General features: G+C 72.4%; 13 protein-coding genes. 4 read left to right on the forward strand and 9 right to left on the reverse strand.

The genetic code is table 11. The features are described from left to right. Window positions 1-11: 11 nt before the first annotated feature. From IE248_RS04215 to IE248_RS04225, 3 genes are all read right to left on the reverse strand, one after another. Complete coding sequence (locus IE248_RS04215) at window positions 12-2,618, reverse strand: serine/threonine kinase C-terminal domain-containing protein (protein WP_190029970.1); 2,607 nt, start codon at window positions 2,616-2,618, stop codon at window positions 12-14. Window positions 2,619-2,734: 116 nt separating this feature from the next. Beyond that, window positions 2,735-5,344: a serine/threonine-protein kinase gene (locus IE248_RS04220; protein ID WP_190029971.1), complete on the reverse strand. Its 2,610-nt coding sequence runs from the start codon at window positions 5,342-5,344 to the stop codon at window positions 2,735-2,737. 170 nt (window positions 5,345-5,514) lie between these two features. Beyond that, window positions 5,515-7,221 (reverse strand): glycerol-3-phosphate dehydrogenase/oxidase, encoded by a 1,707-nt coding sequence (locus IE248_RS04225; protein ID WP_073773764.1) that lies wholly within the window; start codon window positions 7,219-7,221, stop codon window positions 5,515-5,517. 239 nt (window positions 7,222-7,460) lie between these two features. On the opposite strand from IE248_RS04225, the gene IE248_RS04230 reads away from it, so the two are divergent. Beyond that, window positions 7,461-8,690, forward strand: coding sequence for a nucleotide sugar dehydrogenase (locus tag IE248_RS04230; RefSeq protein WP_073773765.1), 1,230 nt, complete (start codon window positions 7,461-7,463; stop codon window positions 8,688-8,690). Window positions 8,691-8,761: 71 nt separating this feature from the next. Here IE248_RS04230 and IE248_RS04235 read toward each other — a convergent pair whose 3' ends face one another. From IE248_RS04235 to IE248_RS04250, 4 genes are all read right to left on the reverse strand, one after another. Continuing rightward, window positions 8,762-9,886, reverse strand: coding sequence for a GuaB3 family IMP dehydrogenase-related protein (locus tag IE248_RS04235; RefSeq protein WP_030230774.1), 1,125 nt, complete (start codon window positions 9,884-9,886; stop codon window positions 8,762-8,764). Window positions 9,887-10,102: 216 nt separating this feature from the next. Continuing rightward, window positions 10,103-11,611: an IMP dehydrogenase gene (gene guaB, locus IE248_RS04240; protein WP_008739612.1), complete on the reverse strand. Its 1,509-nt coding sequence runs from the start codon at window positions 11,609-11,611 to the stop codon at window positions 10,103-10,105. A 113-nt stretch (window positions 11,612-11,724) separates the two neighbouring features. Continuing rightward, window positions 11,725-12,354 (reverse strand): sigma-70 family RNA polymerase sigma factor, encoded by a 630-nt coding sequence (locus IE248_RS04245; RefSeq protein WP_008739613.1) that lies wholly within the window; start codon window positions 12,352-12,354, stop codon window positions 11,725-11,727. A 391-nt stretch (window positions 12,355-12,745) separates the two neighbouring features. After that, window positions 12,746-13,357, reverse strand: coding sequence for a response regulator transcription factor (locus IE248_RS04250; RefSeq protein ID WP_003948568.1), 612 nt, complete (start codon window positions 13,355-13,357; stop codon window positions 12,746-12,748). A gap of 390 nt (window positions 13,358-13,747) precedes the next feature. Here IE248_RS04250 and IE248_RS04255 point away from each other — a divergent pair, with 390 nt between their 5' ends. Then, window positions 13,748-14,074, forward strand: coding sequence for a WhiB family transcriptional regulator (locus tag IE248_RS04255; protein ID WP_008739615.1), 327 nt, complete (start codon window positions 13,748-13,750; stop codon window positions 14,072-14,074). 106 nt (window positions 14,075-14,180) lie between these two features. Here the strand turns inward: IE248_RS04255 and IE248_RS04260 are convergent, their stop codons facing one another. After that, on the reverse strand, window positions 14,181-15,080 hold the full coding sequence (locus tag IE248_RS04260) for a LysR family transcriptional regulator (protein WP_037798046.1): 900 nt from the start codon (window positions 15,078-15,080) through the stop codon (window positions 14,181-14,183). A 192-nt stretch (window positions 15,081-15,272) separates the two neighbouring features. On the opposite strand from IE248_RS04260, the gene IE248_RS04265 reads away from it, so the two are divergent. Continuing rightward, window positions 15,273-16,046, forward strand: coding sequence for an SDR family NAD(P)-dependent oxidoreductase (locus tag IE248_RS04265; protein ID WP_008739618.1), 774 nt, complete (start codon window positions 15,273-15,275; stop codon window positions 16,044-16,046). 58 nt (window positions 16,047-16,104) lie between these two features. Beyond that, on the forward strand, window positions 16,105-16,815 hold the full coding sequence (locus IE248_RS04270; RefSeq protein WP_073794677.1) for an ester cyclase: 711 nt from the start codon (window positions 16,105-16,107) through the stop codon (window positions 16,813-16,815). 71 nt (window positions 16,816-16,886) lie between these two features. Here the strand turns inward: IE248_RS04270 and groL are convergent, their stop codons facing one another. Continuing rightward, on the reverse strand, window positions 16,887-18,515 hold the full coding sequence (gene groL / locus IE248_RS04275; protein WP_190029972.1) for a chaperonin GroEL: 1,629 nt from the start codon (window positions 18,513-18,515) through the stop codon (window positions 16,887-16,889). Between the last annotated feature and the right edge of the window lie 50 nt (window positions 18,516-18,565).

Genomic DNA, 18,565 nt, shown 5'->3' on the forward strand with positions numbered 1-18,565 from the left:
TCAGGCGGCGTTCACCCGCCCGACTTGTAACTCCCCGTGGCCTTCTCGAAGACTTCGGTCACCTTGTCCTGCTCGTCCTCCGGGCCTGTGACCATGACGACGTGGTAACTGTTGCCGAGCGCGACGACGAAGTTGCGGGCGAACACGCTGCGGCCATTGGCATCGTGCCAGGTGTAGCGGCCCGTGACACGGAGCTGCTGGCCCACCGTGGTGGATTTGATGTCTCCGCTGGTGGTCCAGGTGGAATTGCGGTAGGCGTTCAACTCCGGTTCCGTGTCCTTCTGGTACGTCGCCGGATCCGGATTGCCCCGCACCTTGTCCCGGCCCGGGACGACGGTCAGGGTGAACGCCCCGTCGGTGTAGCGCACCTGGCCGGCCTCGTTGACTCCGTGGCGCTCCCAGCCCTTGGGCGCGGCGATCTCGAAGTGCTCCGGGTCCTGTTGGATCGTGTAGCCCTCCGGGGCGGTCTGCGGGGCGGGGTTGGACTGCGGCGCGCCGCCGCTCTGTTGGGGCTGGGGCTGTGGCTGCGGCTTCGTGGGCGCCGCGGAGCGTGACGGGGACTGCTGCGGTACGGGCTTGCCCGCGTTCTGCGGCTCCTCGGACCCGCCGGAGCGGGGCATGAACAGCATCGCGTACGCGACCGCCCCGGCGAGCAGGGCCAGGACCCCCGCGAGCAGGGTTCGCCCCAGGGGCCGACGGCGGCGCGGGGCCGCCGGGTTGCGGTGCCGGCCGTGGAGGTCGCCGCGCCTGCGGACGACGGGCAGCTTCGCGGGGTCCGCTTCCGGCATCGGGAGCATGCCGATGCCGATGCCGGTGCCGCCGTCCGGCTCGGGCGCCGAGCGGACGAGCGAGCGGAGCCAGCCGCGCAGCTCCTCGAAGTCGGGCCGCTCGGTGGGGTCCTGACGCAGCAGCGACTCCACGACGGGGCGCAGCGGGCCGCACTCCTCGGCGAAGGCGGGCGGCTCGGCGCAGACCATCTCGACGAGTTCGGCCGCGCTGTCCTCGGGGTACGGGGCGTGCCCCTGGACGGCGCGGTACAGCAGCGCGCCGAGCGCCCAGAGGTCGGTGGCGGGCCCGACGGGCGCGGCGAGCTGCCAGGGGCCCTGTACGGAGCGGGCCTGTTCGGGGGCCCAGCGCTCGGTGACGGCCCCGACGACGGCCATCCGGGTCTGGCGCGCCCGCTCGGCGTCGAGTCCGGTACGGGGGCCACCGCCGCCCCAGCCGTCCTCGGCGGCGCGCGGCAGCGGCCGGGACCGATCCGCCTCGGCCTGGCGGTACCCCTGCGGGAGGGCCAGCTGCGCGGGCAGCACGGGCCGGGCCAACGCCTCCGGCTCGGGCTCAGGCTCCAGCGGCGACTCCGCAGCGGATTCCGGCTCCGGCTCGGGGAGCGGCTGGTCGCGCGGGGTGATGCCGGGCCAGGGCAGGGCCGCCTGGGCGGCGTTGGTGTCCGGACCGCCGTACGGGTACGAGTAGCCCTCCGGCAGGTTCGACCCCTCGGGCCGCGCCTGCGCCTTGCGGGCGGCGGCGGCCTGCGCCCCGGCCCGGTAGGCGGCGATGGCCCCGGCGCGCGCGGCGGCCTTGGCGTCGGGCTCCTCGGCGGCCCGCCCGGGGGTGATGTGGTCGGAATAGCGCGGCCCGGTGTCGTACCCGGGCGCGACGAGCGGCGCATACCCCCCGCCGCCCACCCCCCGTTCGAACCCGGCACCCGCCCCCGGGGCAAACCCGGCGTCGGACCCGGGATCGAACCCGGCACCAGACCCGGAGCTGAACCGGGCGTCAGGCCCGGGATCGGACCCCGGGCCGAACCCGGCACCGGGCCCGGGATCGAACCCGGCGCCGTATCCGGGGTCGAGCCCGGCATCAGACCCGGGGTTGAGCCCCATGCCGGACCCGGAGGGGAGCGCGGCGTCGGGCCCGGGGTCCAGGGCGGCGGTGGGGCCGGGCGGTCCCGGGGGCGGGACGCGGCCGGCGCCCGGGGCGGGCGGCGGGGTGCCCCACGGGTCCCCGGGCCCCGGGCCCGGCCCCGGCTCACCGGCGGAGCCGTCCGGCGGGACCGGGTCGTACCCGCACAGGGCCTCCTCGGCGGCTCCCGCCGCCAGGCCCGTCAGGACCACCCGCCCGTCATCGCACACCAGCACGGTCCGCACCGTGATGTTCCGGTGCGTCCAGCCGTGGGCGTGCAGCACCCGCAGCGCGGTCAGCACGTCGGCCGCGACCTCCGCCGCCCGGTACGGGCTCAGCGGTTCGTCGGCTATCAGCGCGGCCAGCGGCCTCGCGGGGACCAGTTCGCTCACTATCCACAGCGAACCGCCCTCGGCGAACACGTCGAAGACCTGGTCCAGCCGGGGATGGTCCGGTACCGACGCCGCCGCCTGCGCGGCCGCGATCGCCCGCCGCACCGCCGGGAGTTCCCCGGCCGCGCCGCGCCCGGCGGGCCGGGCCCGCGAGCCGTCCAGCAGCTCCGCGTCCACGACCTCCGGTAACGGCACCTGCCGGACGAGGACTTCCTGGCCGCTGCGCGTGTCGAAGGCCCGGGTCTCGATCAGCTCGTACTCGTCCGACGGCGGCAGCGGCAGACGGTAGCGGTCGGCGAGGATCCGGCCCGCGTAGTCCTCCACATCGCCTCCCCCGAGTGCGGCTGGGCTCCCCTTGGCCCCTCTGACACGATACGTCGCCGGGGCCGCCCGCGTCCCGGGCCTGACGAGGCCCGTCCGTACGGGTGGGGTGTTCCGCGTCAGCCCAGTATCTGGAACGTCTCGAACGCCGTCGTCCGCATCTGCGTGCACTCCGCGCCGTCCCAGTCCGCGGCGGGGCAGCTGATCATGATGGCGAAGCCGTGCTTCGCGTCCGCCTTGAAGCCGCGGTTGAGCACCCGGACCCGGATGCCCTTCTGGTCGCGCTCGAACTCCCAGTCGGCGACGGTCGGATAGTCCCGGTACTTCACCGACTCGATCCGGATCACCTTGTAGTTCTTGCTGCTGCCCGCCACTGCCGGGGCCAGCGAGGCCCACGCGGCGCGCGCGTCGTCGAGCGGGCTGCCGTTGAAGTCGACCTGGATGCGGGGGAAACCCCCGTCGCGGCTGTATATCGCGCCGGAGTTCTCACCCGCCGTGTCGGTCTGGTGGAAGCCCTCGGGCATCGCCATGCTGAAGTGGAACCGGGGGTCCGTCACCGTGGCGTAGCCGGCCGGGAGGGTGCCGCCGGGGGTGCCGGGCGCGGCCCCCTGGCCCTGGCTGTCGCCGCCCTCTCCCTGTCCCTGCGTCTGCCCCTGGGTCTGGCCCTGCGTCTGGCCCTGGCTGCTCTGCTGGTTGCCCGGCGACTGGCCCGGGGACGCCTCCCCGCCGCCCTTGGGGTCCGCGCTGGCCTTGGCGTCGCCGCCCTTGGCCGTACCGCCCGCGGCGGCGCCCGTCGAGGCGCTGCCGGAGGCGCTCGGGGTCGCGCCGCCCTTGCCCTCGTTCTTGCCGCCCTTGTCGTCGCCGCTGAACGCGTAGACGACGAGCGAGCCGATGACGGCCAGTACGACGATCACGCCGGCTATCGCGAGCGCGATGGTGCGGCGCGGCATGACGTCGGTCAGCGAGGCCGCGATCGGGCCGCCGGGGCGCGCGGCGGGCGCCGCTGCCGCCGAGGCGGCCGGGACCGCCGCGGCCTTGCGGGCCGCCTTCAGTGCCGCGCGGGCCCGTTCGCGCTGCTCGCGCTCGCGGCGCTCGCGCTCCTTCTTCTCGGCCTTCGCCTCGGCGATCTTCTCGGCGGCCTGCTTGGCCTCGACGAGCGAGATCTGCCGGGTCTCCTCCGCGGAGGGGACCGGCTCGGGGGCGGGCTCGGGCTCGTCGGGGGCGTTGATCACCGCGGTGAGCATCGCGCGGGCGCGCTCGTCGTCGAGGCGGCGGGCCGGGTCCTTGACCAGCAGGCCGTAGATGACCTCGGTCAGCGGGCCGGCGTTCTTGGGCGGGTCCACCGGCTCGGTCATCACGGCGGTGAGCGTGGCGAGCGCGGAGCCCTTGTCGTACGGGGGCACGCCCTCGACGGCGGCGTACAGCAGACCGCCGAGCGACCACATGTCGGCGGGCGGACCGGGCCGCTGGCCGCGGGCGCGCTCGGGCGAGATGTAGGACGGGGCGCCGACGAGCATGCCGGTGGAGGTGACGGAGGGGTCGCCCTCGACCTGCGCGATGCCGAAGTCGGTGAGGATGACGCGGCCGTTGCCGGCGATGAGCACGTTGGAGGGCTTCACGTCGCGGTGCAGGATGCCCTGGCCGTGCGCGGCGCGGAGCACGTCGAGCACCGCGAGGCCGACCTCGGCGGCGCGGCGGGGCGTCAGCGTGCCGCGCTCGCGGATGAACTCGGCCAGCGAGGGGCCCTCGATGAGCTCCATGACGATCCACGGGCGGCCGTCTTCGTCGACGACGTCATAGACGGTGACGGCGCCGCCGCTGCGGATCCGCGCGATGGCCTTGGCCTCGCGCAGGGTACGGGTGATGAGGCGGCGCTTCTCGTCCTCGTCGACCCCGGTGCTGAAGCGGAGCTCCTTGACGGCGACCGTCCGGCCGAGGGTCTCGTCCTCGGCGCGCCAGACGGTGCCCATGCCGCCCTTGCCGAGGACGGCGCCGAGCCGGTAGCGGCCCGCGAGCAGCCGCCCCTTGTCCTGGCCGTTCCCGGCGGCCTTCGCCGCCTCGGCCCGCGCCTTGACCTCGGCGGCCACGGCGTCGGCCTTCTCGGTCACGGGGTTGCTGGCCTTGCCCTTCACCGGCGCGGCCGGCGTCGCCGGCGCGGCCTTGCCCGCGCCCTTCGAAGCCGCCGGCTTCGCGTCCTCGGCCTCGGCGGAGGCGGACGGCTTGCCGGCCGAAGGCTTGGCCAGATCCAGCCCCCCGGACGCGGCCTTGCCCGCGCCCTTGGAAGCCGCGGGCTTCGCGTCCTCGGCCTCGGCCTCGGCGGAGGCATCCGCCTCGGCGGACGACTTGCCCGGCGCGGGCTTCGCCAGATCCGGGCCCTTCACCACGGGCTTCGCGGCCTCGGGCGCGGCGGCGGGCTTGGCGGCGCCCGCCGGCTTCGCGTCCTCGGGCTCGGCGGAGGCGTCCGCGGCGGCGGACGACTTGCCGGCCGCGGGCTTGGCCGAATCCTGACCCTTCGCCGCCGGCTTGGCGGCCTTCGGCTTGGCCGGATCCGGACCCTTCGCCGCGGGCTTGGCGGCCGCGGGCTTGGCCGGATCCGGGTCCCCGGCCGCTGACGCGGGCGTGGAGGGATCGGCGGGCCCCGGAGCCGTCGGAGCCGGACCCGGCTTCGCCGCAGGCGATCCGGCTCCGACAGACGGCTCCGGCGACTCGGTGTGCTCCGGCTTCGACATGCGTCCCCTCTGCGATCGTGCCGCCTGCTCAGGCCGCCCCGGCAGCCCCGGCGGCCGGGGTGTCAGGTGACCAACCCCGGCAGAACCCGCCCCGGCAGAACCCTCATTGTTCCTCACTCCGCAACGGACGGGCGCCCCGGGTCTACGGTTCCCCGTTCCAGATCCCGGAGTTACAACGGAACGATGTCGGGCGCCCCCAGCCGCGCCGCGTCCGCCGTCTGGTCGTCCGGCTGACGCTGGGATTCCCGTTCCGCCTGCACCCGCTTCTCGTAGTGTTCCACTTCTTTCTCGATCTGCTGCTTGTCCCAGCCCAGAACCGGAGCCATCAACTCCGCAGCCTCCCGCGCCGACCGCGTCCCCCGGTCGAACGTCTCGATCGAGATCCGCGTCCGCCGCGTCAGGACGTCGTCCAGGTGGCGCGCCCCCTCGTGCGAGGCCGCGTACACCACCTCGGCGCGCAGGTAGTCCTCCGCCCCGCCCAGCGGCTCCGCCAGCCCGGGGTCCGCCGCGATGAGTTCCAGCAGTTCCTCCGTCATCGACCCGTACCGGTTCAACAGGTGCTCCACCCGCGCCACATGAATTCCCGTCCGCGCCGCGATCCGGGCCCGCCCGTTCCACAGGGCCCGGTACCCTTCCGCCCCCACCAGCGGCACCTCCTCGGTCACGCACTCCGCCACCCGCTGGTCCAGCCCGTGCACCGCCGCGTCCACCGCGTCCTTCGCCATGACCCGGTACGTCGTGTACTTGCCGCCCGCCACGACCACCAGCCCCGGCACCGGGTGCGCCACCGTGTGCTCCCGGGAGAGCTTGCTCGTCGCGTCCGACTCGCCGGCGAGCAGCGGCCGCAGGCCCGCGTACACCCCCTGGACGTCGTCCCGCGTGAGCGGCACCGCCAGCACCGAGTTCACGTGTTCCAGCAGGTAGTCGATGTCCGCGCTGGAGGCCGCCGGATGCGCCTTGTCCAGGTCCCAGTCCGTGTCGGTGGTCCCCACGATCCAGTGCCGACCCCACGGGATCACGAACAGCACCGACTTCTCCGTGCGCAGGATCAGCCCGGTCGAGGAGTGGATCCGGTCCTTCGGGACGACGAGGTGGATGCCCTTCGACGCCCGTACGTGGAACTGCCCGCGCTCCCCGATCAGCGCCTGGGTGTCATCCGTCCACACCCCGGTCGCGTTCACGATCTGCTTCGCGCGGACCTCGTACTCCCCGCCGCCCTCCACGTCGCGCACCGTCGCGCCGACGACCCGCTCGCCCTCGCGCAGGAACCCGACCACCCTCGCCCGGTTGGCGCAGTGCGCCCCGTACGCCGAGGCCGTCCGCACCAGCGTGGTGACGTACCGCGCGTCGTCCATCTGGGCGTCGTAGTACTGCAGGGCCCCCACCAGCGCGTCCTTGCGCAGCGCCGGAGCCACCCGCAGGGCCTGGGTGCGCGACAGGTGGCGGTGGACCGGCAGCCCGCGCCCGTGCCCGCTGGAGAGGGACATGGCGTCGTACAGCGCGACGCCGGAGCCCGCGTAGAACCGCTCCCAGGCCCGGTGCTGGAGCGGGTACAGGAACGGCACCGGCTTCACCAGGTGCGGCGCCAGCCGCCCCAGCAGCAGGCCGCGCTCCTTGAGCGCCTCCCGCACGAGGGCGAAGTCGAGCATCTCCAGGTACCGCAGTCCGCCGTGGATCAGCTTGCTGGACCGGCTGGAAGTGCCCGAGGCCCAGTCCCGCGCCTCCACCAGGCCGGTCGACAGCCCTCTGGTCACGGCGTCCAGCGCGGTTCCGGCTCCCACCACGCCCGCGCCCACCACCAGTACGTCCAGTTCCCGCTCGGCCATCCGGGCGAGCGCCTCGGCGCGCTGGACCGGTCCCAGTGCCGCTGTCCTCACGACTGCCTCCCGTTGGTGATCCCTCTCACATCCCCCGTTCTCCTGATTCTGACCGCCCGCACCCGCATCGGCCACCGCCTGTGGACAACACAAGGGCGACCACCGCCACGTAATGCGACATTTCTGTCATATATACGCCTAGTCTGACATTGCGCCAGCTCCAGTCCGCTCCCCCGGTCCACAGGACTTGCGCGCACCGCCCCCTCATGCATGTCAGGGAAGGGAAGGGACGGCCCCCCATGCCCGCAGATCTCGCCGTCATCGGACTCGGCCACCTCGGCCTCCCCCTCGCCCAGGCGGCCGTCGCCGCCAGGATCGAGACCGTCGGCTACGACAGCGGTCCGGCCACGGACAGCACCCTCACCGCCGCCGAGATCCGCCGCATGTCGGCGGCCGGCTTCCGGATCACCACCAACCCCGCCGAACTCGGCCGGGTCCGCACCGCCGTCATCTGCGCCCCCACCCAGCTCGGCGCCGACCGCGCGCTCGACCTGACCGCCGTGGGCGAGGCCGGCCGCACCCTCGCCGCCCGGCTGCGCCCGCACACCACCGTCATCCTCGAATCCGCCGTCCACCCCGGCGTCACCGAGGACTACCTGCGGCCGATCCTGGAAGAGGGCTCCGGGCTGCGCGCCGGCCGGGACTTCCACCTGGCCTACTCCCCCAGCCGCCTCGACCCGGGCAACCGCACGCACGGCGTCTCCAACACCCCCAAGGTGATCGGCGGCCTCACCCCCGCCTGCACCGAGTCCGCCCACGCGTTCTACGCCCGGCTCACCGAGAAGGTCGTCCGCGCCCGCGGCCTGCGCGAGGCCGAGACCGTCCAGCTCCTCGAAACCAACTACCGGCACGTCAACATCGCCCTCATGAACGAGATGGCGGTCCTCTGCCACGACCTGGGCGTCGACCTCTGGGACGTCATCCGCTGCGCCGAGACCAAGCCGTACGGGTTCCAGGCCTTCCGCCCCGGCCCCGGCGTCGGCGGCCACGGCATCCCGCTCGACCCCAACTACCTCCCCCACACCACCCGCACCCCCGGGCACCCGCTGCGCATGGTCGGCCTGGCGCAGGAGATCAACAACCGGATGCCCCAGTACGTCATCCAGCGCTCGGCCACCCTGCTGAACGAACACGGCAAATCCGCCCGCGGCGCCAGGGTCCTGCTGCTCGGGGTCACGTACAAGCCCGACCTCGCCGACCAGGAGGGCTCCCCGGCGGGCGAGATCGCCAACCGCCTCCTCGACCTCGGGGCCCTGATCAGCTATCACGACCCGTACATCGCCGGGTGGCGGGTGCGCGACCAGCCGGTGCCGCGCGCCGAGTCGCTCTACGAGGCCGCCGCCAACGCCGATCTGACGATCCTGCTCCAGCACCACCGCACCTACGACCTCCAAGGCCTGGCGGTGAAGGCCCAGTTGCTCCTCGACACGCGCGGCGCCAGCCCCGCCGGCGCCGCCCACCGGCTGTGACACACGCCGGAGGGCCGGCACCCCTGGCGGGGTGCCGGCCCTCCGGCGTCGTACGTGCGCCGTACGGGGCGTCAGCGGCGGTGCTGCGAGTCCGCGACGGTGACCTCGACCCGCTGGAACTCCTTGAGCTCGCTGTAGCCGGTGGTGGCCATCGAGCGGCGCAGCGCGCCGAAGATGTTCATCGAGCCGTCCGGGGAGTGCGACGGGCCGGTGAGGATCTCCTCGGTGGTGCCGACCGTGCCCAGGTCGACCTTCTTGCCGCGCGGCACGTCCTCGTGGACGGCCTCCATGCCCCAGTGGTTGCCCTTGCCGGGCGCGTCGGTGGCACGGGCCAGCGGGGAGCCCATCATCACGGCGTCGGCGCCGCAGGCGACGGCCTTCGGGATGTCGCCGGACCAGCCCACGCCGCCGTCGGCGATGACGTGCACGTAGCGGCCGCCGGACTCGTCCATGTAGTCGCGGCGGGCCGCGGCCACGTCCGCGACGGCGGTCGCCATCGGGACCTGGATGCCGAGCACGTTACGCGTGGTGTGCGCGGCGCCGCCGCCGAAGCCGACGAGGACACCGGCCGCGCCGGTGCGCATCAGGTGCAGGGCCGCGGTGTAGGTGGCGCAGCCGCCGACGATGACCGGGACGTCGAGCTCGTAGATGAACTGCTTCAGGTTCAGCGGCTCGGCGGCGCCGGAGACGTGCTCCGCCGACACCGTGGTGCCGCGGATGACGAAGATGTCCACGCCCGCGTCGACGACGGCCTTGGAGAACTCGGCGGTGCGCTGCGGGGAGAGCGCGGCGGCGGTGACGACGCCCGAGTCGCGCACCTCCTTGATGCGCTGCCGGATCAGGTCGGCCTGGATCGGCGCGGAGTAGATCTCCTGGAGGCGGCGGGTGGCCGTCTCCTCGTCCAGCTCCGCGATCTCGTCGAGCAGCGGCTGCGGGTCCTCGTACCGGGTCCACAGGCCTTCGAGGTTCAGCACGCCGAGGCCGCCGAGCTCGCCGATGCGGATGGCGGTCTGCGGGGAGACGACCGAGTCCATGGGGGCTGCGAGGAAGGGCAGCTCGAAGCGGTAGGCGTCGATCTGCCAGGCGATCGAGACCTCCTTCGGGTCCCGCGTACGCCGGCTCGGGACGATGGCGATGTCGTCGAACGCGTACGCCCTGCGGCCGCGCTTGCCGCGCCCGATCTCGATCTCAGTCACGTGTGGTGGCCTTTCCTCTGGGTCTGCCTGTCCAGTATCCCCGAAGGCCGGGGACCCGCGTTCCGGTGACCGCTGTACGGACGCCGTGTCCGGCCCCGCCGGCATTCGGGGCGCGGGGTCCGGGGAGCCCCCGGCGGTCGCCCTGGCTCCGGGCGGCCGAAGGGCGGGCCCGGCTGCTCCGGACCCGCCCTCATGCGCTCGGCACCGCCCGCCCGGCTATCCCTTGCGGGAGTAGTTCGGGGCTTCCACCGTCATCTGGATGTCGTGCGGGTGGCTCTCCTTGAGTCCCGCCGAGGTGATGCGGACGAACCGGCCGCGGTCCTGGAGCTCCGGGACCGTGCGGCCGCCGACGTAGAACATCGACTGGCGCAGGCCGCCGACGAGCTGGTGCACGACCGCGGAGAGCGGGCCGCGGTAGGGGACCTGGCCCTCGATGCCCTCGGGGATGAGCTTGTCGTCGCCGCCCACCCCCTCCTGGAAGTAGCGGTCCTTGGAGAAGGACTTGCGGTCGCCGCGGGACTGCATCGCGCCGAGCGAGCCCATGCCGCGGTACGACTTGAACTGCTTGCCGTTGATGAAGAGCAGCTCGCCCGGGGACTCCTCGCAGCCCGCGAGCAGCGAGCCGAGCATCACCGTGTCGGCGCCCGCGACCAGGGCCTTGGCGATGTCGCCGGAGTACTGGAGGCCGCCGTCGCCGATGACCGGGACGCCCGCGGCCTTGGCGGCGAGGGAGGCCTCGTAGATCGCGGTGACCTGCGGGACGCCGATGCCGGCGACGACGCGGGTGGTACAGATCGAGCCGGGGCCGACGCCGACCTTGATGCCGTCGCAGCCGGCGTCGATGAGGGCCTGGGCGCCGTCACGGGTGGCGATGTTGCCGCCGATGACATCGACCGAGGAGTTCGACTTGATCTTGGCGACCATGTCGCCGACCAGGCGGGAGTGGCCGTGCGCGGTGTCGACGACGATGAAGTCGGCGCCCGCCTCGATCAGGGCCTGCGCGCGGTCGTACGCGTCGCCGGCGACGCCGACCGCGGCGCCGACCAGGAGGCGGCCGTCCTTGTCCTTGGCGGCGTTCGGGTACTTCTCGGCCTTGACGAAGTCCTTGACCGTGATCAGGCCCTTGAGCAGGCCCGCCTCGTCGACCAGCGGAAGCTTCTCGATCTTGTGGCGGCGCAGCAGCTCCATGGCGTCCACGCCGGAGATGCCGACCTTGCCGGTGACCAGCGGCATCGGGGTCATGACCTCGCGCACCTGGCGGCTGCGGTCCGACTCGAAGGCCATGTCACGGTTGGTGACGATGCCGAGCAGCTTGCCGGCGGCGTCGGTGACGGGCACGCCGGAGATGCGGAACTTGGCGCACAGCTCGTCGGCCTCGCGCAGCGTCGCGTCCGGGTGCACCGTGATCGGGTCGGTGACCATGCCGGACTCGGAGCGCTTGACCAGGTCGACCTGGTTGGCCTGGTCCGCGATGGAGAGGTTGCGGTGCAGGACGCCGACGCCGCCCTGACGGGCCATCGCGATGGCCATGCGGGCCTCGGTGACCTTGTCCATGGCGGCGGACAGCAGCGGGACGTTGACGCGCACGTTGCGCGAGATGAGGGAAGAGGTGTCGATCGCGTCAGGCGACATGTCCGACGCGCCCGGCAGCAGCAGCACGTCGTCGTAGGTCAGTCCGAGCGTGGCGAATTTGTCGGGTACTCCGGTCGAACCGCTGTCGGTCATGACACCTTCCCAATGGTCTTGCTCTGCGCGGATGTCCATGCTAACGGGATCCCGCCGCGTCTCATTCCACGACCAAGGTCAAGGAGAAGTTTCGTCTGTTCCTACGACGGAACCTACTGCTCGGCGAGGGCGCGGAGCCTGCTGAGCGCCCGGTGCTGCGCCACCCGCACCGCGCCGGGGGACATCCCGAGCATCTGCCCGGTCTCCTCGGCGGTCAGCCCGACGGCGACGCGCAGGACGAGGAGCTCGCGCTGGTTCTCCGGCAGGTTCGCCAGCAGCTTCTTCGCCCAGGCGGCGTCGCTGCTGAGCAGCGCCCGCTCCTCCGGGCCCAGCGAGTCGTCCGGCCGCTCCGGCATCTCGTCCGAGGGCACGGCCGTGCTCCCCGGGTGCCGCATGGCGGCGCGCTGGAGGTCGGCGACCTTGTGGGCGGCGATGGCGAAGACGAAGGCCTCGAAGGGGCGCCCGGTGTCCCGGTACCGCGGCAGCGCCATCAGGACGGCGACGCAGACCTCTTGCGCGAGGTCCTCCACGAAGTGACGGGCGTCACCGGGGAGCCGCGAGAGCCGGGTGCGGCAGTAGCGGATGGCGAGGGGGTGCACGAAGGCGAGCAGATCGTGCGTGGCCTGCTCGTCGCCCTCCACCGCCCGGCGTACGAGTGCGCTGACACCGGCGGCACTGCCGCCCTTGGCGGCGCCGCTCGGGCCTGCGGCCGCGGGTGACCCCTGGGCGTCGTCGTCACGCATCAATCCATGGTGCCTTGACGCCGGAGCATTCGTGGCACCGCGGTCGTCACTGTTGTGCATCGAAGCGTTGTGAGCGGGTGCGCCGGTACTCATCGTCTGCGCCCTCCCCTCCGCTCGGCCCGAATCATCCCCGCGGCCCCATCTCCGAAAAACGCGGCCACACACTCAAGGATGCGGCATCGCGCACGAAGCGACACGTCCCCCGGATTGTGCCCCGCCAATCCCCGGCCGCGCACCGGGTACGACGGGACCCGCGCGGCCGGCCGGAAGGGGGTGGCGCGCCGCCCCGCCCGCCGGTGGCGGGCGGGGACCGCTCCCGGATGCCGGCCTGCGGCCGGTCTGCCCCGGTCAGGGGCGGTGGCCGGCCGGTGGGCGTGCGGTCAGCGGACGGTCAGCGGACCAGGCCCCAGCGAAAACCGAGCGCCACGGCGTGTGCCCGGTCCGAGGCGCCCAGCTTCTTGAACAGCCGGCGGGCGTGCGTCTTGACGGTGTCCTCGGAGAGGAAGAGCTCGCGCCCGATCTCCGCGTTGGACCGGCCGTGGCTCATGCCCTCCAGGACCTGGATCTCGCGCGCGGTGAGCGTGGGCGCGGCGCCCATCTCGGCCGAGCGGAGCCGGCGCGGGGCCAGTCGCCAGGTCGGGTCGGCCAGGGCCTGGGTGACCGTGGCCCGCAGTTCGGCGCGCGAGGCGTCCTTGTGCAGGTAACCCCGGGCGCCGGCGGCGACCGCGAGGGCCACGCCGTCCAGGTCCTCGGCGACCGTCAGCATGATGATGCGGGCGCCCGGGTCGGCCGAGAGCAGCCGGCGCACCGTCTCCACACCGCCCAGCCCGGGCATCCGTACATCCATCAGAATCAGATCGGAGCGGTCGGCACCCCAGCGGCGGAGGACTTCCTCGCCGTTGGCTGCCGTCGTCACACGCTCGACGCCGGGCACGGTGGCAACCGCGCGACGGAGCGCCTCTCGGGCAAGCGGGGAGTCGTCGCAGACGAGGACGGATGTCATGACCGCCCTCCGCAGCTGCTGATGCGCGTCACCTTGAGCCTCCAGGCTGGTACGTATCGTCACCTGTGCGGTCGATGCTCTCGGACACATGTCCGAGAACTTCTTCTTTCAACCGCCTTCGCACTCTCAACGATGGTCACTCGAAAGAGTTACGGGTTCGACGGGCACCTTCGGCACTCTACGTGAGGACCCGATCACAACGCCGGAGGCGCAAGTCATCTGTCCTCCATCTGGAGCTATGCCCTATTTGGCGGCTTTCCTTCCGTTTGGCACGTGTCTGAGGCTAGATTCCCAATGAGTCATATTTACATCTACTACGACAGTAGGTGTGGAGACCCGTTGGAGACATGGACCGTATCCGCCTCAGTACCGGCACCAAGAGGACTACCCATGGCAGATTTCTCCCGCCTCCCCGGACCGAACGCCGACCTCTGGGACTGGCAGCTGCTCGCTGCCTGCCGGGGAGTCGACAGCTCCCTGTTCTTCCACCCGGAAGGCGAGCGGGGCGCGGCCAGGAGCGCGCGCGAGGCCTCGGCTAAAGAGGTCTGCATGCGCTGCCCGGTGCGCTCTGAATGCGCCGCACACGCCCTGGCCGTCCGCGAGCCCTACGGGGTGTGGGGCGGCCTCACCGAAGACGAACGCGAAGAGCTGATGGGCCGCGCGCGGCACCGCCTGATCCCCGCCTCGACCTCGATCGGACCGATCGCGCCCCACTGACCAGCGGCCGGGAGACGCCTGAAGGAACGTTTCCTCGCGCGTCTCCCGGAACAGCTCGCGCCGTCCCGCGCACGGCCGCGCGTACGGCGGGGGCCCCTGCGCGCGCTCAGCGCGCGGCGGCCCGCTCCAGCTCGGCCAGGGTCGCGGCCACGGCCGGCACGCGGGCCAGGTCGGGCAGCGTCAGCGCCACGACCTCCCGCTCCACCGCCGGCTCCACGCTCAGGGTGCTCACGCCCTTGGCCCGTACGGACTCCACCGCGAGCTCCGGCAGCACCGCGACGCCCAGACCGGCGCCCACCAGGCCCACCACGGCCGGGTAGTCGTCGGTGGCGAAGTCGATGCGCGGGGTGAAGCCCGCGCCCTCGCACACCTCCACCAGATGGCGGCGGCAGCGCGGACAGCCGGCGATCCACGGCTCGTCGGCGAGTTCCGCCATGCCCACCCGCTCCGCGCCGGCCAGCCGGTGCCCGTCGGGAACCAGCCCGACGAGCCGGTCGGTCAGCAGCGGCAGCACCACGAGGTCCTCCCACTCCGCAGCGGAATGGGCGGCCCCGCCGTACCGGAACGCCAGCGCCACGTCACAGTCGCCCTCGCGCAGCATCTCCACGGAGCGCGGCGGCTCGGCCTCGACCAGGGAGATACGGGTACCCGGGTGCTCGGCGCGCATCGCCGCGAGCGCGGTCGGCACCAGGGTCGAGCTCCCGCTCGGGAAGGACACCAGCCGGACCCGGCCCGCGCGCAGCCCCGCGATGGCGGCGACCTCCTCCTCGGCGGCCGTCAGTCCGGCGAGGATCCCGGCGGCGTGCCGGACCAGCGCCTCACCCGCCTGGGTGAGCCGCATCTCGCGCCCCGTACGGATGAGCAGGGGGGTGCCGGCCGACTGCTCCAGCGCCTTCATCTGCTGGGAGACGGCCGGCTGGGTGCAGCCGAGCTCGCGGGCTGCGGCGGAGAAGGACCCGGTCCCGGCGACAGCGCGCAGGACCCGGAGATGACGTGCCTCGATCACCCTTCGAGCATAAGCCCCGCTTTGACCGCGGCGCGAATGTCCGCCCGACCCTTTGAGCCGCGGCCGGGGATGACACGGTCCGTGATCCTCGCGGTACGCGGAGAAATTGCGGCCGGGGCGGCGAAGTACGGCCGACGCGGCCACGGGCCGGGCCCGCTCGGCGCCGTCAGCCCGGGCGGCTAGGTTGCGCACATGACGACTGCGTTGATTACGGGATCCACGGCGGGCATCGGCGCCGCTTTCGCCCGGCGGCTCGCCGCCCAGGGGCACAACCTCGTACTGGTGGCCCGCGATACGAAGCGGCTCGCCGAACAGGCCACCGAGCTGCACGACCGGCACGGCATCGAGGCCGAGGTGCTGGCCGCCGACCTCGCCACCGAGGAGGGCATCGCCGCCGTCGAGCAGCGCCTGGGCGACCGTACGCACCCGGTGGACCTGCTGGTCAACAACGCGGGCTTCGGCAACAAGGGGCGCTACCTCGAAGTCTCGATGGCCGACGAGCTGACCATGCTGAAGGTGCACGTCGAGGCGGTGCTGCGGCTGACCTCGGCGGCCACCGCGTCGATGCGTTCGCGCGGCCGCGGCGGGGTCATCAACGTGGCCTCGGTCGCCGCCTTCGTGCCGCGCGGCACCTACGGGGCCAGCAAGGCGTGGGTCGTGCAGTTCACCCAGGGCGCGGCGCGGGACCTGTCGGGCTCCGGCGTGCGGCTGATGGCGCTGTGCCCGGGCTTCGTGCGCACGGAGTTCCACCAGCGGGCGGGCATGGGGACGGACAACATCCCCGGCTGGATGTGGCTCGACGCCGACAAGCTGGTGGCCTCGGCGCTGGCCGACCTGGCGCGGGGCAAGACGGTGTCGGTCCCGGATCCGCGCTACAAGGCGCTGATGGGCGTGGTGAAGCTGACGCCGCGCGGTCTGCTGGGCGGGATGTCCTCGCGTACGGGCCGCAAGTACGGACCCCAGTAACAAAAGGGCATTGGCTCCCTAAACTGGACATGTCCCATCTCCAGCGGGAGGCGACGCCATGACATTCGTACAAGTGATCGATTACGAGACCAGGCGGTTCGACGAGATGAACGCGCTCATCGACCGCTGGGCGGAGCAGAGCAGCGGGAAGCGCACCGCGACCCACACGATGATCGGCCAGGACCGCGAAGCCCGGAACCACTACGTGGACATGGTGGAATTCGCCTCGTACGAGGACGCCATGAGGAACTCTCACCTCCCCGAGACGGACCGGATGTTCGAGCAGATGGTGGCCCTCTGCGAGGGAATGCCGAAGTTCGTGAACCTCGACGTGGTCCGCGACGAGCACCTCAACAAGCGGCTGGTCGACCGGGTGTTCCGGGAAGCGCTCATGGGCGGCGACCTGGGCGTCCTGGACGAGTGCTGCGCGGCGAACTACATCGACCACGACGCCGGCAGGGAGGAGCCGACCGCCATCGGGCGCGACGCCATGCGGTCGGGCGTGGAGGCCTGGAGCAGGGCCTTCGACATGACCTTCGAGCCGGTGGCCCAGCTGTCCGAGGGCAACCTGGTCACGACGGTGTGGAACTGGCGCGGCACCCAGAAGGGCGAGTTCATGGGGGTCGCCGCGACCGGGAAGACGTACGAGATGTCGGGGAGCACCACCTTCCGCTGCCAGGGCGGGGAGATCACCGAGGGCTGGTGGCACTACAACCCCGGACAGCTGCAACGTCAGATGGGCGGGTCGGGATCCCCGTACGGATCCTGAGAAATCCGGCAAGAACGGGGAAGGCCCCGTTCCGCGGCTGCGGAACGGGGCCTTCTCGGCGTGGGGCTCGATCAGTGGCTGTGGCCGTGACCGTGGCCGTGACCGGCGTCGGCCTCTTCCTCGGCCGGCTTCTCGACGACCAGGGTCTCGGTCGTGAGCAGCAGGGAGGCGATGGAAGCGGCGTTCTCCAGCGCGGAGCGGGTGACCTTGACCGGGTCGATGACGCCGGCCTTGACCAGGTCGCCGTACTCGCCGGTGGCGGCGTTGAAGCCCTGGCCCTTGTCGAGCTCGGCGACCTTCGAGGTGATGACGTAACCCTCGAGACCGGCGTTCTCGGCGATCCAGCGCAGCGGCTCGACGGCGGCGCGGCGGACGACCGCGACACCGGTGGCCTCGTCGCCGGCCAGACCCAGGTTGCCTTCCAGCACCTTCACGGCGTGGACGAGCGCGGAGCCACCGCCGGAGACGATGCCCTCCTCGACCGCGGCGCGGGTCGCCGAGATGGCGTCCTCAAGGCGGTGCTTCTTCTCCTTGAGCTCCACCTCGGTGGCGGCGCCGACCTTGATGACGCAGACGCCGCCGGCGAGCTTCGCCAGGCGCTCCTGCAGCTTCTCGCGGTCCCAGTCCGAGTCGGTGGACTCGATCTCGGCCTTGATCTGGTTGACGCGGCCGATGACCTCGGAGGACTCGCCCCCACCGTCGACGATGGTGGTGTCGTCCTTGGAGATGGTCACGCGGCGCGCGGAACCGAGTACGTCCAGACCGGCCTGGTCGAGCTTGAGGCCGACCTCCTCGGCGATGACGGTGGCACCGGTGAGGGTGGCCATGTCCTGGAGCATCGCCTTGCGGCGGTCGCCGAAGCCCGGGGCCTTGACGGCCACGGCGTTGAACGTGCCGCGGATCTTGTTGACGACGAGGGTGGAGAGCGCCTCGCCCTCGACGTCCTCGGCGATGATCAGCAGCGGCTTGGAGCCACCCGCCTGGATGACCTTCTCCAGCAGCGGCAGCAGGTCCTGGATGGACGAGATCTTGCCCTGGTTGATCAGGATGTACGGGTCGTCGAGGACGGCCTCCATACGCTCCTGGTCGGTGACCATGTACGGCGAGAGGTAGCCCTTGTCGAAGGCCATGCCCTCGGTGAACTCCAGCTCCAGGCCGAAGGTGTTGGACTCCTCGACGGTGATGACACCGTCCTTGCCGACCTTGTCCATCGCCTCGGCGATGAGCTCGCCGACCTGCTGGTCCTGCGCGGAGAGCGCGGCCACGGCGGCGATGTCGGACTTGTCCTCGATCGGGCGGGCGGTCGCGAGGAGCTCCTCGGACACGGCCTTGACCGCGGCGTCGATGCCCTTCTTCAGGGCGGCCGGGGAGGCACCCGCGGCGACGTTGCGCAGGCCCTCGCGGACGAGCGCCTGGGCCAGCACGGTGGCGGTGGTGGTGCCGTCACCCGCGATGTCGTTGGTCTTGGTCGCCACCTCCTTCACGAGCTGCGCGCCCAGGTTCTCGTACGGGTCGTCCAGCTCGACCTCGCGGGCGATGGTGACACCGTCGTTGGTGATGGTGGGGGCGCCGAACTTCTTGTCGATGACGACGTTGCGGCCCTTGGGACCGATCGTCACCTTGACCGTGTCGGCAAGCTTGTTGACGCCGCGCTCAAGAGCGCGACGGGCGTCCTCGTCAAACTTAAGAATCTTCGGCATGGGAGCGGTTCAGCCCTCTCGTTGCGATCCCCGGCCGCTCACCGCGACCG

The organism is Streptomyces goshikiensis, assembly GCF_014650555.1.
Lineage (GTDB): Bacteria > Actinomycetota > Actinomycetes > Streptomycetales > Streptomycetaceae > Streptomyces > Streptomyces goshikiensis.

Bases quoted from the DNA above. Each gene is read 5' to 3' on its own strand.
- groL (WP_190029972.1), bottom strand. From the start codon at position 18,515: ATGCCGAAGATTCTTAAGTTTGACGAGGACGCCCGTCGCGCTCTTGAG.
- IE248_RS04220 (WP_190029971.1), bottom strand. From the start codon at position 5,344: ATGTCGAAGCCGGAGCACACCGAGTCGCCGGAGCCGTCTGTCGGAGCC.
- IE248_RS04230 (WP_073773765.1), top strand. From the start codon at position 7,461: ATGCCCGCAGATCTCGCCGTCATCGGACTCGGCCACCTCGGCCTCCCC.
- IE248_RS04245 (WP_008739613.1), bottom strand. From the start codon at position 12,354: ATGCGTGACGACGACGCCCAGGGGTCACCCGCGGCCGCAGGCCCGAGC.
- IE248_RS04270 (WP_073794677.1), top strand. From the start codon at position 16,105: ATGACATTCGTACAAGTGATCGATTACGAGACCAGGCGGTTCGACGAG.
- IE248_RS04265 (WP_008739618.1), top strand. From the start codon at position 15,273: ATGACGACTGCGTTGATTACGGGATCCACGGCGGGCATCGGCGCCGCT.
- IE248_RS04255 (WP_008739615.1), top strand. From the start codon at position 13,748: ATGGCAGATTTCTCCCGCCTCCCCGGACCGAACGCCGACCTCTGGGAC.
- IE248_RS04250 (WP_003948568.1), bottom strand. From the start codon at position 13,357: ATGACATCCGTCCTCGTCTGCGACGACTCCCCGCTTGCCCGAGAGGCG.
- guaB (WP_008739612.1), bottom strand. From the start codon at position 11,611: ATGACCGACAGCGGTTCGACCGGAGTACCCGACAAATTCGCCACGCTC.